The following is a 14,071-nucleotide window of genomic DNA, read 5'->3' on the forward strand; positions in this document are numbered from 1 at the left end:
GTCAGCCGACCGAGCCCTCAAGCGAGATACCGATCAGCTTCTGCGCCTCGACAGCGAATTCCATCGGCAGTTGCTGGATGACGTCCTTGACGAAGCCGTTGACGATCAGCGCGATCGCCTCCTCTTCAGGGATACCGCGCTGCATGACGTAGAACTTCTGGTCCTCGGAAATCTTCGACGTCGTCGCTTCGTGCTCGAACTGCGCCGTCGAATTCTTGGCTTCCATGTAGGGCACGGTGTGCGCGCCGCACTGGTCGCCGATCAGCAGGGAATCGCAGTTGGTGAAGTTGCGGGCGTTGGTCGCCTTGCGGTGCGCCGAGACCTGGCCGCGATAGGTGTTCTGCGAGAAGCCGGCGGCGATGCCCTTGGAGATGATGCGGCTCGACGTGTTCTTGCCGAGGTGGATCATCTTGGTGCCGCTGTCGACCTGCTGATAACCGTTCGAGACAGCGATCGAATAGAACTCGCCCGAGGAATCGTCGCCGCGCAGGATGCAGCTCGGATATTTCCAGGTGATCGCCGAGCCGGTCTCGACCTGCGTCCACGAGATCTTCGAGCGATCGCCACGGCAGTCGCCGCGCTTGGTGACGAAATTGTAGATGCCACCCTTGCCCTCGGCGTCGCCGGGATACCAGTTCTGCACCGTCGAATATTTGATCTCGGCATCGTCGAGCGCCACCAGTTCGACGACGGCGGCATGCAGCTGGTTCTCATCGCGCTGCGGCGCCGTGCAGCCTTCGAGATAGGAGACGTAAGCCCCCTCCTCGGCGATGATCAGCGTGCGCTCGAACTGGCCGGTGTTCTTCTCGTTCATGCGGAAATAGGTCGACAGCTCCATCGGGCAGCGCACGCCCTTGGGCACGAAGACGAACGAGCCGTCGGTGAACACGGCCGAATTCAGCGTGGCGTAATAATTATCGGAGGTCGGCACAACCGAGCCGAGATACTTCTTCACCAGTTCGGGATGCTCGCGGATGGCTTCCGAGATCGAGCAGAAGATGACGCCGGCCTGCGCCAGCTCCTTCTTGAAGGTGGTGACGACGGAAACGGAATCGAACACGGCGTCGACGGCGACGCGGCCCGATTTGTAGACATTGTCGCTGACTTCCTCGAGTTCCGAGGCGTCGGTCTTCTGCACGCCGGCGAGGATTTCCTGCTCGCGCAGCGGAATACCGAGCTTCTCGTAGACCTTCAAGAGTTCGGGATCGACATCGCTGAGCGAGGTCGGGCCGGGCGTGCTCTTGGGCGCCGCGTAGAAGTAGATGTCCTGGAAATCGATCTTGGGATAGTGGACGCGCGCCCAGGTCGGCTCGTCAAGCGTCAGCCAACGGCGATAGGCTTCCAGACGCCATTCCAGCATCCAGGACGGTTCATCCTTCTTGGCCGAAATGAAACGGATAATGTCTTCGCTGAGGCCTTTGGGGGCCTTATCCATCGCGATTTCGGTCTGGAATCCATATTTGTATTGGTCGACGTCGATCTTTCGGACCCGATCGATCGTGTCCTGCACAGCAGGCATATGCGTTCTCCATCCACGCCGGGGTCAAGGCCCGACAGTTTTCAAACTATGGCACCGCCAAAACGAACCCCAAAAAGGCGCTTGCGGCAGCGTAAGTTTCATATAGTGCGCTTCGACCGGAAATTCACCCGGCCAGCATGAAACGCACGGCTCTACCAGGCCGAATGGCCCAAATCATTTTCGTCAAGCATCGGATTTTCCCGAAAACCGCTACGCGCTTTTCGGTCCGATGCCCCAACCGCTCACGCGGCTTTTTCTCTATCCGCCCGACGCGCGGCGATTCCCGTCAGCGCAACGCGAAACAACTCGATGTCTTCCGCGCCCGTCGCCGGACCGATCGACACGCGCAAGGCGCCAAGGCTGTCACCGTATCCCATGGCTTTCAGCACATGGCTCGGTCCGACCTTGCCCGACGAACAGGCAGAGCCGGCCGACAGCGCTACACCGGCCAGGTCGAAGGCGATCTGCGCGGTTTCGGCTTTGACGCCCGCAATAGCGAAGAATGCCGTATTGGCAAGCCTTGGCGCACCGGTTCCGAAGATTTCCGCGTCCGGCACCAGCGTTTTCACGATGGCCTCGATCTCGTCGCGGCGCCGGCGCACCGCATCTATGGCCGGCAATCCGGCCAGGGCCTCGCGGGCGGCCGCGCCAAAACCGGCAATGGCAGCGAGGTTTTCAGTCCCGCCGCGATGGCCCTTTTCCTGACCGCCGCCATTGATCAACGGCTTCGGCATCATCAGATCCGAAGCCGCGACGATGGCGCCGACGCCCTTGGGACCACCGATCTTGTGCGAGGACAGAATCAGATAATCGGCGTAACCCGCTGATAGATCGATCGAAACACGCCCGGCAGCCTGCACGGCGTCGACCATGAGGATGCCGCCCGCCGCCTTGACGATCCCGGCGATGCGATCGATCGGCTGGATGACGCCGGTCTCGTTGTTGGCGGCGTGGATGGCAACCAGCGGCAGGCCTTCGCTCTTGTCATGACCACCGAGCGCTGCCGCCAAAGCGTCGAGATCGGCGATACCGTTGGCGTCGACGCCGATCCGGTTTACCTGCACTGCCGGGAAATGTCCGCCGTTCAACAGGCAGGGATGATCGGCCTCCGACACGTAAAGCCGGCTCATGCGCACCGTGCCGCGCCCCATCTGCCAGTCGGGTGACAGCAGTGTCGAGGCTGCTTCCGTGGCACCGGAGGTGAACACGACGTGCTCGGGCTTGGCGTTGACGAGCGCCGCCACGTCACGCCTTGCGGTCTCGATCAGACGGCGGGCCGCCCGCCCCTCGGCGTGAACCGATGACGGATTGGCGGCGACATCGAGCGCCGCGACCATAGCTTCGCGGGCCGCGGCAAGCAGCGGCGCACTGGCATTGTAGTCGAGATAGGCGCGTTTTGCGGCCATTTTCGTCCGTCAAGTCCCGTCAGAAGCCATTCCGCCGTCGTATGGCGTTATTTCCTTGAAATTCCAAGGCGAGCCGTCCTATTTACGCGGCTTGCGGCGCGGGTGGCCGGGCTCGATGTCTTGCCACTCAGTTTTGAACAATTCTAAACTAGCTTCTAAGAAGACGCTCGCCCTGCGTCAAGGCCAGAGGAAACGTTCCAGGCACCGCGCATTCGTATACCCAAGTGGAGTATTTTATGCCTGAGGTCATTTTCACCGGTCCTGCCGGCCGCCTGGAGGGTCGCTATCAGCCTTCCAAGGAAAAGAGCGCGCCGATTGCCATCGTCCTGCACCCGCATCCGCAATTCGGCGGCACGATGAACAACAAGATCGTCTACGACCTCTTCTACATGTTCCAGAAGCGGGATTTCACCACGCTGCGCTTCAATTTCCGCGGCATCGGCCGCAGCCAGGGCGAGTTCGACCACGGCACCGGCGAGTTGTCGGATGCCGCCGCGGCGCTGGATTGGGTGCAGTCGCTGCATCCGGATTCCAAGAGCTGCTGGGTCGCCGGCTACTCCTTCGGCTCCTGGATCGGCATGCAGCTCCTGATGCGCCGGCCGGAGATCGAAGGTTTCATCTCGATCGCGCCGCAGCCCAACACCTATGATTTCTCGTTCCTGGCGCCCTGCCCGTCATCGGGCCTGATCATCCATGGCGATGCCGACAAGGTGGCGCCACCGAAGGATGTGCAGGGCCTGGTCGACAAGCTGCACACGCAGAAGGGCATCACCATCACCCAAAAGACGTTGCCCGGCGCCAACCATTTCTTCTCCAACGATGCCGACCTGCTGCTCGAGGAATGCGCCGACTATCTCGACCGCCGGCTGGCCGGCGAATTGTCGGATCCGCGGCCGAAGCGGCTGAGATAAGCAAAGAAAGCAGGGACGGCGATGTACGAACCTCCTCATTTCAGGGAAACGCGGCCGGAAATCCTGCACGGGCTGATCCGGACGCATCCGCTGGGCCTGTTGATTTCCAGCGGACCCGATGGGCCGGTCGCCAATGCCATCCCGTTCCTGCTCGACGCGGAAATCGGGCCGAACGGCAGGCTGCGCGCCCATCTGGCGCGGGCCAACCCGCAATGGCGCCTGTTGGCCGACAATCCGGCGTCACCCGTACTGATCGTCTTCCAGAGCAGCGATGCCTATGTGACGCCGTCCTGGTACGAGACTAAGCGCGAGACCGGCAAGGTGGTGCCGACCTGGAATTATGCCATCGTGCAGGTTCGCGGCACCGTCAAGGTGATGGATGATCAGGACTGGCTGGCGCAGCAGATCGCCGATCTGACCGTCTCCCAGGAAGGCGCCCGCGCCGCGCCCTGGGCGGTGACCGATGCGCCGGAGCCCTTCATCCAGTCGCAGATCAAGGGCATTATCGGGCTGGAAATCGAGATCAGCGAAATCCACGGCAAGTGGAAGGTCAGCCAGAACCGGCCGGTCGCCGATCGCGTCGGCGTTGCACAGGGGCTCGAAAGCGAAGACCACCAATCGCCCGGCATGGCCGACCTGGTCAGATCCTATGGCGGACTGGACGGCAACTGAACTTCGAATGCTCAGGCAGCCTTCCTTGTCGGTCCGATCAGCCGAAACGTTCTCTTGCGGACCGGCAGTCCCGACGGCGTCGGCCGGAAGATGAAGCCGAGCCGGGCAAAGATCAGCCCGCAGGCAAGCGCGAAACCGCAGCCAAGGCCGAAGCCGGCGACGGTGTCGCTGGGATAGTGCGCGCCAACGAAGATACGGGTCGAGGCGATGCAGGCGGTGATCGCCAGGGCGATGTACCAGCGCCGCGGAAACAACAGCAAAGCGACCCCGAACACCGCGCCCATTGTCGTACCATGGCCGGACGGAAAGCCGGCGAAGCGCGCATCGAAAGCGAAGGGGTGCAGGGTCAGCACGCCAAAGTCCTCGTAATAGAGCGGGCGAGCCCGGCCAATGGCATATTTCAGCACATTGACGGCGATCCCCGACAGGCCGGTGGCGCACAGCACCAGAAAAGCCAGGCAGGTCCAGTTGTAGAGGAGCATCAGCGAGCGCCGCGACAGGCTTCGCCAATCCGTCAGGTTCGCGGCGACAAGCAGAAGCACTGAGGGAATGATATACCAGCCTCCCAGGCCGAACTGGGTGAAAAAGTCGGCAGTTCGGGCAAATCCCGCCGACCACTTGCCGTGAAGCATTCCGGCCGGAGTGTCGAGACGAACAAACGCCGCCGCCGTCAGCAAGACCCAGACCAGCACCCAGACCGACCACAAAATATTCGGGTATCTGGCCGGCCGGGTGGCAAGGCGGCTTTTGGCGATCTGCATCGTATCGCGAAAGTTGTCGAGCGACCGGCGCCCTATGCCAAGGAGCAGGCTCGAAACGGGCGGGCGTGATTTCACCAGCATAGGAAATTCGACCCCATTGTTGCCGTCATGGGCATCGGCGAGCCGTCACTGGCTTACACGATAGAGGCCGAGCGACAGTTTGTCTCCCGACGAATAGTTCAGGCCGTCGACCTCGGCAACGCGGCTCGCCGACTTGCCTTGCGCCTCCAACAGGCCATTCAGCTTCTGCTCGTCGCCGATTTGTGCCAGCGCCAGCGCGCAGGCCGGATCGCCGAGCAGATGCTTGGCGACGCCATCGACATCGGTCAGGACGGTCTTGGTGCCGACCAGGAACACCAGGCTCGGCTCGTGATATTCCGCTGAGGCGAGCACCGTGGTGTCGCAAGGCCTGTTGGCCTGGACTGCCGCCTCGATCGCCGGGCTCAGCCAGATCGGCTTCAGCGAAGGCGCGATGACGCCGAACAACAGCCCATAGGTGATGCCGGCGCAAACCGCGATGGCGCCGATGCGGGAGAGCGGCACTTGCAGCTGTCGCGAAAAAGCGAAATACCCTGCCGCCAGCGCCGCCGCGGCGGCCGGGATGCTCCACCAGGAAAAGGAGCCGGTGAGATAGATCGGCGCTCCGACGCAGACCGCCGCCAGGCCAAGGCTGACCACGGCAAGACCGAATGCGGTCGACCACCACAACCAGTCCTGCCAGCGCCTGAGCGGCGCATTCGCCTCCTGCGGCGACAATGTCAGCAGCCAGCCGATCAGCAGCGCCATGCCGGGATAGGCCGGCAGGACATAGTGCGGCAGCTTGGTCGGGATCAGCTCGAACACCAGCCAGAACGGAATGTACCAGGCGAGGCAGAAACGCAGCCGGGGATCGTCGCGCAGACGGTTGAGGGCCTGCAGCCCGGCGCCGACCGCGATCAGGCCGAACGGCCACATGAACAAGGAATAGGTCAGCATGTAGAAACCGGGCGGCAGGCCGTGCGATTCCTCGCCCGAGGCCACCTTGGCCATCATGTCCTTGCCGACGGCATCGTTGAGAAAGGCGCCGCCGCTCTTCCAGGTGATGAGGGCGACCCAGGGCAACACGATGAGCACCACCAGAGCGACACCGCGCACCAGCTTCAGCTTCAGGAGCCAGCGCCAGTCGCGCTCGAAGGCAAACAGGGCGGCGACCGTGAGCAACGACAACAGCGGAGCCACCGGCCCCTTGATAAGAATTCCAAGGCCTTGAGCGGCCCAGAAAATCCACGGCAGATGGGCGGCTACCGGTTCGTTGCGGCGCGCTGCCAGATAGATCTGGGCGAGCGCGCCTTGCGCCGCCACGCAGCAGGCCAGCAGCATGGCGTCGGTCTTGGCGTCACGGCCCTCGAAGGCGGTGGCGAAGATCGCCGCCATCATCAGGCCGGCGGCGAGACCGGCATTGGCCCCGAACAGCTTGGTGCCCGTCCAGGCGATGCCTACGACGGCCAAGGCAATGCCAAGCATGGAGACGAGGCGGTAGACCCAGATCGGCGCCGCCGCCCCCTCGCCGCTCAGCGCCACGGCCGCCGATTGCAGCCAGTAGATGCCGATCGGCTTCTTGTAGCGCGAGGCATCCTGAAAACGGATGTCGACATAGTCGGAGGTTTCGACCATCTGCTTGGTGGCCTGGACAAAACGGGATTCGTCGCGGTCGATGGGTGGAAGGCTCGCCAGTCCGCTGAACGTCATCAGCATGCTGAACAGAAAGAGAAAAAGATAGTTCCTGTTCATCGCGGAGCTTTCCGGATCTGATCTGCGGGATGGCCCCGTCGCGGCGCCTCAGGCCCTGCCCTGCGCGGCGCCTCAATACGCCAGCCCAAACGACGAAGCAAGGATTCGCAAACGCCCTCCGCGCGGGCTGCAGAACCGGAAAGCACTTTTGCTGATGCTGGACCTTTGTCTGGCGCGCGATCAAGCGCAAAACCGGAAACCACTTTTGCTGATCGCTGGACCTTTGTCCGGCGCGCGATCAGTCGCAAAACCGGAAACCACTTTTGCTGATCGCGCTTGGATGCTAAACGCCCGCGTTCATGCACGCCTGAGCCACAGCGGCCGGACGCTTTCGGGAATAGAAAAAATGCCTGCCTTCAAATCGGATTTCCTGCGCACGATGAGCGAGCGCGGTTTCATCCACCAGACTTCGGATGATGCCGGTCTCGACAATATCTTCGCCAAGGAGACTGTGACCGCCTATATCGGCTTCGACGCGACCGCCAAGAGCCTGCACGCCGGCTCGCTGATCCAGATCATGATGCTGCACTGGCTGCAGCAGACCGGTCATCGGCCGATCGCGCTGATGGGCGGCGGCACGTCGATGATCGGCGACCCGTCGTTCAAGGATGAGGCGCGCAAGCTTTTGACCCCGCAGGACATCGAAGACAATCTTGCCGGCATCCGCCGCAACTTCATGCCCTACCTCAAATTCGGCAGCGGTCCCAACGACGCCATCATGGTCAACAACGCCGATTGGCTGATGGAGATCAACTACGTCAATTTCCTGCGCGATGTCGGTCGTCACTTTTCGGTCAACCGCATGCTGGCCTTCGATTCCGTCAAGCTGCGGCTCGATCGCGAGCAGTCGCTGTCGTTCCTCGAATTCAACTACATGATCCTGCAGGCCTATGATTTCGTCGAGCTCTACAAGCGTCTCGGCTGCCGCCTGCAGATGGGCGGCTCCGACCAGTGGGGCAACATCATCAACGGCATCGATCTCGGCCGCCGCATGGAGGACGCGCAGCTCTATGCACTGACCACGCCGCTGCTCACCACCTCGTCGGGCGCCAAGATGGGCAAGTCGGCTTCGGGCGCGGTCTGGCTCGACGCGGAGATGCTGAGCCCCTACGAATTCTGGCAGTACTGGCGCAACACCGAGGATGCCGACGTCGCCCGCTTCCTGAAGCTCTACACGACGCTGCCGCTGGACGAGGTGGCGCGGCTCGAGCGGCTCGGCGGATCCGAGATCAATGAGGCCAAGAAGATCCTCGCCACCGAGATCACCGCCCTGCTGCACGGCCGCGCGGCCGCCGAGCAAGCCAGCGATACGGCGCGCAAGACGTTCGAGGAAGGCGCGCTCGCGGAGTCGCTGCCGACCGTCGAGGTCGACAGGACAGCGCTCGAAACCGGCGTCGGCATCCTGTCGCTGCTGGTCACCGCCGGACTGGCGGCGTCGAACGGCGAAGCGCGGCGGCATGTGCAGGGCGGCGCCGTGCGCCTGAACGACGAGCCGGTGAGCGACGAGCGCCGGCTGGTGACCCCTCAGGATTTGAGTCCGGAAAACGTCGTAAAGCTTTCCTTGGGAAAGAAAAAACACATTCTGATACGGCCGATTTGAACTCGGTCACCGATACTCAAAAATCGACCTGAATATTCCGGGCGCGATCACCGACAGCGGATTGATGTCCAGCAACGGCTTGTTGGCGTTGCCCTTGAGCCGGTAGGTGACGCCGATCAGGCCACGGTCGCGGCCATTGCCGAGCAGCGCGCCAACGATGGGCAATTCGCCGAAGATGCGATTGAGGCCATAGACCGGCATGAACGTGCCGGTCATGTCCATGTTGTTGTTCTGGTCGTAGAGCGTCCCCTGGAACGTGGTGCCGATGCGCGGTCCGCGCAGCACGCCATTGGCCAGTTTCAGATAGCCGCTGCCCTTGTCGATCTCGGCGTAGCCGCGTTCGAACTTCACCCGTGACGTGTCCAGCTTGCCCTTGACCGCCTGATTGAGGCTGCGGTTGTCGCCGGCCGGCGTGGTCGAGACGATGGAGGCGAGTTTCGGTTCGTTGACGACGAAAAAATTGCTGGTGTCGACCTTGCCCTTGAGCGATCCGTCGCTCGGCCCGGCCAGTGCGAGCGTGATCACGCCGCCTTCCATATGTTCGTAGATGTTGAGGAACCTCAGGATGGCGCCGGCGTCCGCGGACTGCATGTTGAGCGTGCGCCGGCCGGCGCCGGTCGTGTTGCTGATCGATATGGCCGCACCTGAACTGGCCGTGGCGCTGACCTTCAGCCCGTTCACCCGCGAGCCGGCCGCGCTGTAATCGAGCTTCAGATTGGACAATTGCTCGTCGTGGAAACCGGTCAGCCGGTCGACATCGGCGCTGACGGAAATGGCGTCGGAACCGGTGGTTTTGGTAGCCGTGTCGACGTCGGAGGTGAACTGCTTGATGAGCGAGCGGGCATCGAGCGCATTGCCCGATATGTCGACCGCATAGCCCTTGCCGGACCGCTTCACCGACACGGCAACGTCGTCGCCTCTGTTCAAGGTGACCTTGCTGAACCGCGCCGACGACAAGGCGCCATTGACCAGCACGATGCTGCCGTCGACGGAGAACGTCTTTCCGTCGAGATTGAAATCGGACAGCGTCGTGGTGTCGCCGGACTTGGTCATGACGAAGGTGACGTTGGCGGGCACCCCCGCCCCCTTGCTCCAGCCCGCCCAGGGAATGTCCAGCCTGGCGTTGGTCAGATCGGCCGAGACGTTCTGGTCGCCGCTGCCGTTCTTGTCGATCGCCACCTTCACCGTTCCGGCAAGCAGCGGCTTCAGGCCGGGCATGGCGGCGGCGCGGATCTTGTCGTCGAGCACCAGGGCCACCTTGCGGCTGCGCGCCGGCCCCTCATCCCTGAGCGGCTCGATCAGATCGAGTTCGGCCGGAATGCCGTTCAGCAACGCCTTGGCGGCGATCACCGCCTTCTCGGGGTCGACCGTGATCGAACCGTCGGCATCTGTAACGACCTGTCCTTCGAAGGGCTTGGCCAGGGACATGCCGGTGTAGTCGAGCGACACCAGCCAATCGAGCTTCGAGGAGTCGACGCCGGACTGCAGCGGAATATCCGCCTTGACGTGACCGGTGACGCTGCCCGACAGGTCCTCCGGCAGAATGCCGACATGGCGCATGGCGTTGATCGGCTCGTAGGATGCGAGTTCGGCAACGGCGGATGCGTCGCCGTCGACATCGATGTCGAGCGCGCCGACGACCGGCGGGCGGTTCGCCGCCTTGACCGTCAGCGTGCCGTTGCTGGCCGCCACGGTGCGGCCGCTGGGCATGTAGACGGTGCCCGAGGACAGCGAGATATCGACATCGTTGCCGTGGAAACCGACGACGCCGACCGCGTCGCGTATCGGCGGGATCCGGCCGGCGGTGTCGAATCGCGATCCCTCGATCTGGAAGCGGCCGAACACCTCATCGGCCGAAAGCGGCACGCCGTTGCCGAGCCGGCCCGGCACCACCTGGAACTGAAGGTTGGCGTCGACGACACGGCCGCCGAACAGATTGGCCAGCACCCAGAGCCGGGCATTGCGCGCCGAAAACCACGGCCATAGCTGCTTGACGTGAGAGACCTGCATGTCGTGGATGTTGAACGCCAGATTGATCCCCGGCACTTTGCCGTCGACGAACGCCACGGCGGCGGTGCCAAGCACCTCGCCGGAGCCGGCGGACCGAAGCGCGATCTGCTCTGCGACCAGTTTGTGGCTCACCGTGTTGTAGACACCGGCGATCCGGGCGAGGAAGGTGAGCGCCGGCTCGGGCGACTCCGAAGGCGCAAGCGACGATCCGTCGCTGGTCAGGTCGTAGCGATAGGAGGGCTCTTCACCCACCGCTCCGCTTGCCGGCTTCGGCCCGATCGAACCGGCGAAATCGAATGTCGAGCGGCCGGTCTTCAGCAGCAATCTGTCGACCTGGACCTTGTTGCTGCCAGCAACCAGCGTCGCATTGATATCGACGTCCGCCGCCAGCAATCCTCGCGTGCCGAGATCGAGGACAGAGCCCGTCGATGACAAAGCGGCCGTCAGCCGCGATGCGTTCACGCCGAACCCTTCCGATCCCGTCAGCTTCAACGCGACGGGTCCCAACTTGCCGGCAGCGGCCGCGCCGGTGTCGGCCAGATCGACGCTCGCATCCAGCGCCGTGACCCGGTGCGCCGCGATATCACGGGTGGCGGTAGCGGCAACCGTAAGCGTCCTGCCGTCGATGTCTGCCTTCGAGGAAAACTGCATGCCGCCCGGTCCCGACTGCACGACGGTGGCGTCGGTGATCTTGACGAGCTTGATCGCTCCGGTTTCGGGCAGCACGAATTCGACATTGCGAAGATCGATGCGACGCAGCGAATCCTCCCGTACGGCATCGAGTGCGTGGTTGATGTTTCCGAACACCGCGGCGGACAGCTTCTCCGGATCGATGAGGCCGTCCGCATTGCGCAGGCCGGCGGTCCAGTCGCCGCCTGACGGCATCGCCGCCACGACGATGCGGGCATCCGAGATCCTGGCGCTGGTCAGCCGCACATCTCCCCACAGCAGCGGGAACAGACGCACGCCGAAGCGCACCCGGCCGGCATCGGCCATCGGCTTGCCGTCTGATGTCTTCAAGCTGACGTCGCTGACCTGAAGCGCGATGAAACTCGAACCGTCGAGCGTGATGCGGGCAGGCCCGACCGCGACATTGACATCGACGCCCGCCAGTTTCTCAAGCGCCGTTTCCGCCTCGGCGCGAAGCCGGTCGGCTCCGATGCCGGAGGCGCCAACCAGATAAACGAGCACGGCGGCCAGCAGCACGAAAGCGACCAGACCGGCGAACAGTCGCGACAGGATGCGAAAACCGCGTCCGATCGACGCCTGACCAAGCGGCGGCACACGGCAGGCGGACGGAAAGGTCCCCAGGTCGGTGATCTCATCACGCCTGAACCGGATCTTCTCGTGCTGCGGTCGCTCCTGATCCACGCAATTTTCCGTTGTACGAACTCGATCGTGGACGAATCCCCGTCCGACACTATATCGGTGTGGCTTCGCGCGTAACCTCAAACAAGGGCATCGGTATGGCTGACCTCGACGTAGGCGATCTTGCGCCGCAATTTGACCTGCCGCGGGACGGCGGCGGATCGGTCAGCCTTGCCGCATCGTCCGGCAAGCCCATCGTGCTCTATTTCTATCCTCAGGACGACACAACAAGCTGCACGCAGGAGGCGATCAGCTTCTCGCAGTTGAAGCCGGAGTTCGAGAAGGCCGGCGCCGTGGTGATCGGCCTGTCGCCCGACCCCGTCAAGAAGCACGACAAGTTCAAGTCGAAATACAATCTCACCATCGACCTCGCCGCCGACGAGGAGCGCAAGGTGATCGAGGCCTACCATCTGTGGGTCGAGAAATCGATGTATGGCCGCAAGTATATGGGCGTCGAGCGCGCGACGTTCCTGATCGGCCGCGACGGGCGGATCGCCAGGATTTGGCGCAAGGTCCGCGTCAAGGGCCATGCCGAAGAGGTGCTCGAGGCCGTTCGAGCGCTTTGAGGTTTGCCGGCGAGGTTGGCCCAGGTTCCCTTGCAACCTTACGCACGCCTGGCGGGCAATCGCTGTGAGCAAGCTATCGCTGCAAGCCTTTGTTAACCCTAATAATGTGTAATCAAGCTGTCGTGGTGTCGTAAACGAAAGCTTGGTCCCGTGAACGCAACCGGTCAGTCCGCAGTCTTCGGCAAGCGTAAGGAGCCCCATACGGTCATCATCGCCCGGGGCAACGAGATCAGGCATTTTACGATCCGACCGTGGCTGGCGGCCTTTATCGGCTCGGCGCTGGCCGCCATTGCCGTCGGCTACCTCATGGCCACCTCCTATCTCGTGCTGCGCGACGATTTGATCGGCGCCACAACGGCGCGTCAGGCGCGCATGCAGCAAGCCTATGAAGATCGCATTTCGGCGCTTCGCGCCCAGGTCGACCGCATCACCAGCCGGCAGTTGCTCGACCAGCAGCTGATGGAAACCAAGGTCAGCGAACTGCTTGAACGCCAGAGCCAGCTGAGCCAGCGTCATGGCCGCCTTGGTCCGCTGCTCGAACGCGCCGAGAGCGAAGTCGGCGCAGCGCCGGCCGAAGATCCGGCAGCGGCTGCGAAGCCGGACAAACGCGCCGAAGTGACCGGCAGCATCAAGGAGCCCGCGCGGAATTATGCGGTCGCCAGCCTGAGCGCCGATCTCGGCGCCGGCGACACAAGGCCGTTCTCGCTGTGGTCAACCCGCTCCGATCCGCTGCCCAATGATTCAGCCGCCGATCGTGCCGACAAGCTCTTCGTCTCGATCAACCAGTCGTTGAAATCCATCGAGAGCGATCAACTGACCCGCATCAGCACGCTTGCCGACAATGCCTATAAGAGCGCCGATGCCATCACCCAGGCGCTCGAGGCGGCCGGACTGCCCGTCGACAGCGACTTCGGCAAGGGCGACAGCGACGTCGGCGGACCGCTGATCCCGCTCGACAGTTCGATGATGTTCGACAGCAAGGTCAAGGAATTGGACGAAGCGCTTGACGCGCTCGACCATCTCAAGAAAGAAGCGCGCCAGCTGCCGCTGACCAACCCCGCGCCGGGCCACTCCGTCACCAGCCCGTTCGGCGTGCGCACCGACCCGATCCTCGGCACCGCGGCACTGCATTCCGGCATGGATTTCAGGGCGCCGATCGGCATGGCCGCAAAAGTCACGGCGCCCGGCACCGTCACCAAGGCCGGCTGGAACGGCGGCTATGGCCGCATGGTTGAAGTCGACCATGGCAATGGTTTTGCGACACGTTACGGGCATCTCAGCGAGATCGACGTGACCGTCGGCGAGAAACTGGACGCCGGCGCCGTCATCGGCAAGACCGGCAGCAGCGGCCGCTCGACCGGCCCGCATCTGCACTACGAAGTCCGCCACAATGGCGAAGCGATCGATCCCTTGCGCTTCCTCACGGTCGGCAAGAAGGTCGCCCAGTATCTGTAAGCGATCCCAGGCTCCTGCCCCATGCGCCGATGA

General features: G+C 63.2%; 10 protein-coding genes. 5 read left to right on the forward strand and 5 right to left on the reverse strand.

Annotated elements, in window-relative coordinates; translation table 11 throughout:
• Nucleotide 1: 1 nt before the first annotated feature.
• Together sufB and RPF88_RS11310 are read right to left on the reverse strand one after the other, a co-directional pair.
• Nucleotides 2-1,519: a Fe-S cluster assembly protein SufB gene (gene sufB, locus RPF88_RS11305; protein ID WP_013532161.1), complete on the reverse strand. Its 1,518-nt coding sequence runs from the start codon at nt 1,517-1,519 to the stop codon at nt 2-4.
• Nucleotides 1,520-1,761: 242 nt separating this feature from the next.
• The gene (locus RPF88_RS11310; protein WP_337122427.1) at nt 1,762-2,925 is read right to left on the reverse strand and encodes a cysteine desulfurase family protein; all 1,164 of its coding nucleotides are present in this window, start codon (nt 2,923-2,925) and stop codon (nt 1,762-1,764) included.
• Nucleotides 2,926-3,161: 236 nt separating this feature from the next.
• Between RPF88_RS11310 and RPF88_RS11315 the strand changes: the two genes are divergently transcribed.
• Nucleotides 3,162-3,836: an alpha/beta hydrolase gene (locus RPF88_RS11315; RefSeq protein ID WP_013532163.1), complete on the forward strand. Its 675-nt coding sequence runs from the start codon at nt 3,162-3,164 to the stop codon at nt 3,834-3,836.
• Between the two features lie 21 nt (nt 3,837-3,857).
• Nucleotides 3,858-4,508, forward strand: coding sequence for an FMN-binding negative transcriptional regulator (locus RPF88_RS11320; protein ID WP_064995411.1), 651 nt, complete (start codon nt 3,858-3,860; stop codon nt 4,506-4,508).
• A gap of 11 nt (nt 4,509-4,519) precedes the next feature.
• Here the strand turns inward: RPF88_RS11320 and RPF88_RS11325 are convergent, their stop codons facing one another.
• Nucleotides 4,520-5,350 carry a phosphatase PAP2 family protein gene (locus RPF88_RS11325; RefSeq protein ID WP_337122428.1) on the reverse strand — a complete coding sequence of 277 codons (831 nt, stop codon included), beginning with the start codon at nt 5,348-5,350 and terminating at the stop codon, nt 4,520-4,522.
• A gap of 45 nt (nt 5,351-5,395) precedes the next feature.
• Nucleotides 5,396-7,039, reverse strand: a complete 1,644-nt coding sequence (locus RPF88_RS11330) for an ArnT family glycosyltransferase (RefSeq protein WP_337122429.1) — start codon at nt 7,037-7,039, stop codon at nt 5,396-5,398.
• 346 nt (nt 7,040-7,385) lie between these two features.
• Between RPF88_RS11330 and tyrS the strand changes: the two genes are divergently transcribed.
• Nucleotides 7,386-8,639, forward strand: a complete 1,254-nt coding sequence (tyrS, locus tag RPF88_RS11335; protein WP_063171954.1) for a tyrosine--tRNA ligase — start codon at nt 7,386-7,388, stop codon at nt 8,637-8,639.
• Between the two features lie 6 nt (nt 8,640-8,645).
• Here tyrS and RPF88_RS11340 read toward each other — a convergent pair whose 3' ends face one another.
• A complete protein-coding gene (locus RPF88_RS11340) occupies nt 8,646-12,020 on the reverse strand; it encodes a hypothetical protein (RefSeq protein WP_337122430.1) in 3,375 nt (1,124 codons plus the stop codon).
• 95 nt (nt 12,021-12,115) lie between these two features.
• On the opposite strand from RPF88_RS11340, the gene RPF88_RS11345 reads away from it, so the two are divergent.
• Both RPF88_RS11345 and RPF88_RS11350 read left to right on the forward strand, forming a co-directional pair.
• Entirely contained in the window at nt 12,116-12,583 is a 468-nt protein-coding gene (locus RPF88_RS11345; RefSeq protein WP_023810305.1) for a peroxiredoxin, read from the forward strand.
• Nucleotides 12,584-12,733: 150 nt separating this feature from the next.
• Nucleotides 12,734-14,038: a M23 family metallopeptidase gene (locus RPF88_RS11350; RefSeq protein WP_063167800.1), complete on the forward strand. Its 1,305-nt coding sequence runs from the start codon at nt 12,734-12,736 to the stop codon at nt 14,036-14,038.
• Nucleotides 14,039-14,071 lie beyond the last annotated feature (33 nt).

Origin of the sequence: Mesorhizobium sp. ISC11 (assembly GCF_037162595.1) — a bacterium.
Lineage (GTDB): Bacteria > Pseudomonadota > Alphaproteobacteria > Rhizobiales > Rhizobiaceae > Mesorhizobium > Mesorhizobium ciceri.

Bases quoted from the DNA above. Each gene is read 5' to 3' on its own strand.
- sufB (WP_013532161.1), bottom strand. From the start codon at position 1,519: ATGCCTGCTGTGCAGGACACGATCGATCGGGTCCGAAAGATCGACGTC.
- RPF88_RS11310 (WP_337122427.1), bottom strand. From the start codon at position 2,925: ATGGCCGCAAAACGCGCCTATCTCGACTACAATGCCAGTGCGCCGCTG.
- RPF88_RS11315 (WP_013532163.1), top strand. From the start codon at position 3,162: ATGCCTGAGGTCATTTTCACCGGTCCTGCCGGCCGCCTGGAGGGTCGC.
- RPF88_RS11320 (WP_064995411.1), top strand. From the start codon at position 3,858: ATGTACGAACCTCCTCATTTCAGGGAAACGCGGCCGGAAATCCTGCAC.
- RPF88_RS11325 (WP_337122428.1), bottom strand. From the start codon at position 5,350: ATGCTGGTGAAATCACGCCCGCCCGTTTCGAGCCTGCTCCTTGGCATA.
- RPF88_RS11330 (WP_337122429.1), bottom strand. From the start codon at position 7,039: ATGAACAGGAACTATCTTTTTCTCTTTCTGTTCAGCATGCTGATGACG.
- tyrS (WP_063171954.1), top strand. From the start codon at position 7,386: ATGCCTGCCTTCAAATCGGATTTCCTGCGCACGATGAGCGAGCGCGGT.
- RPF88_RS11345 (WP_023810305.1), top strand. From the start codon at position 12,116: ATGGCTGACCTCGACGTAGGCGATCTTGCGCCGCAATTTGACCTGCCG.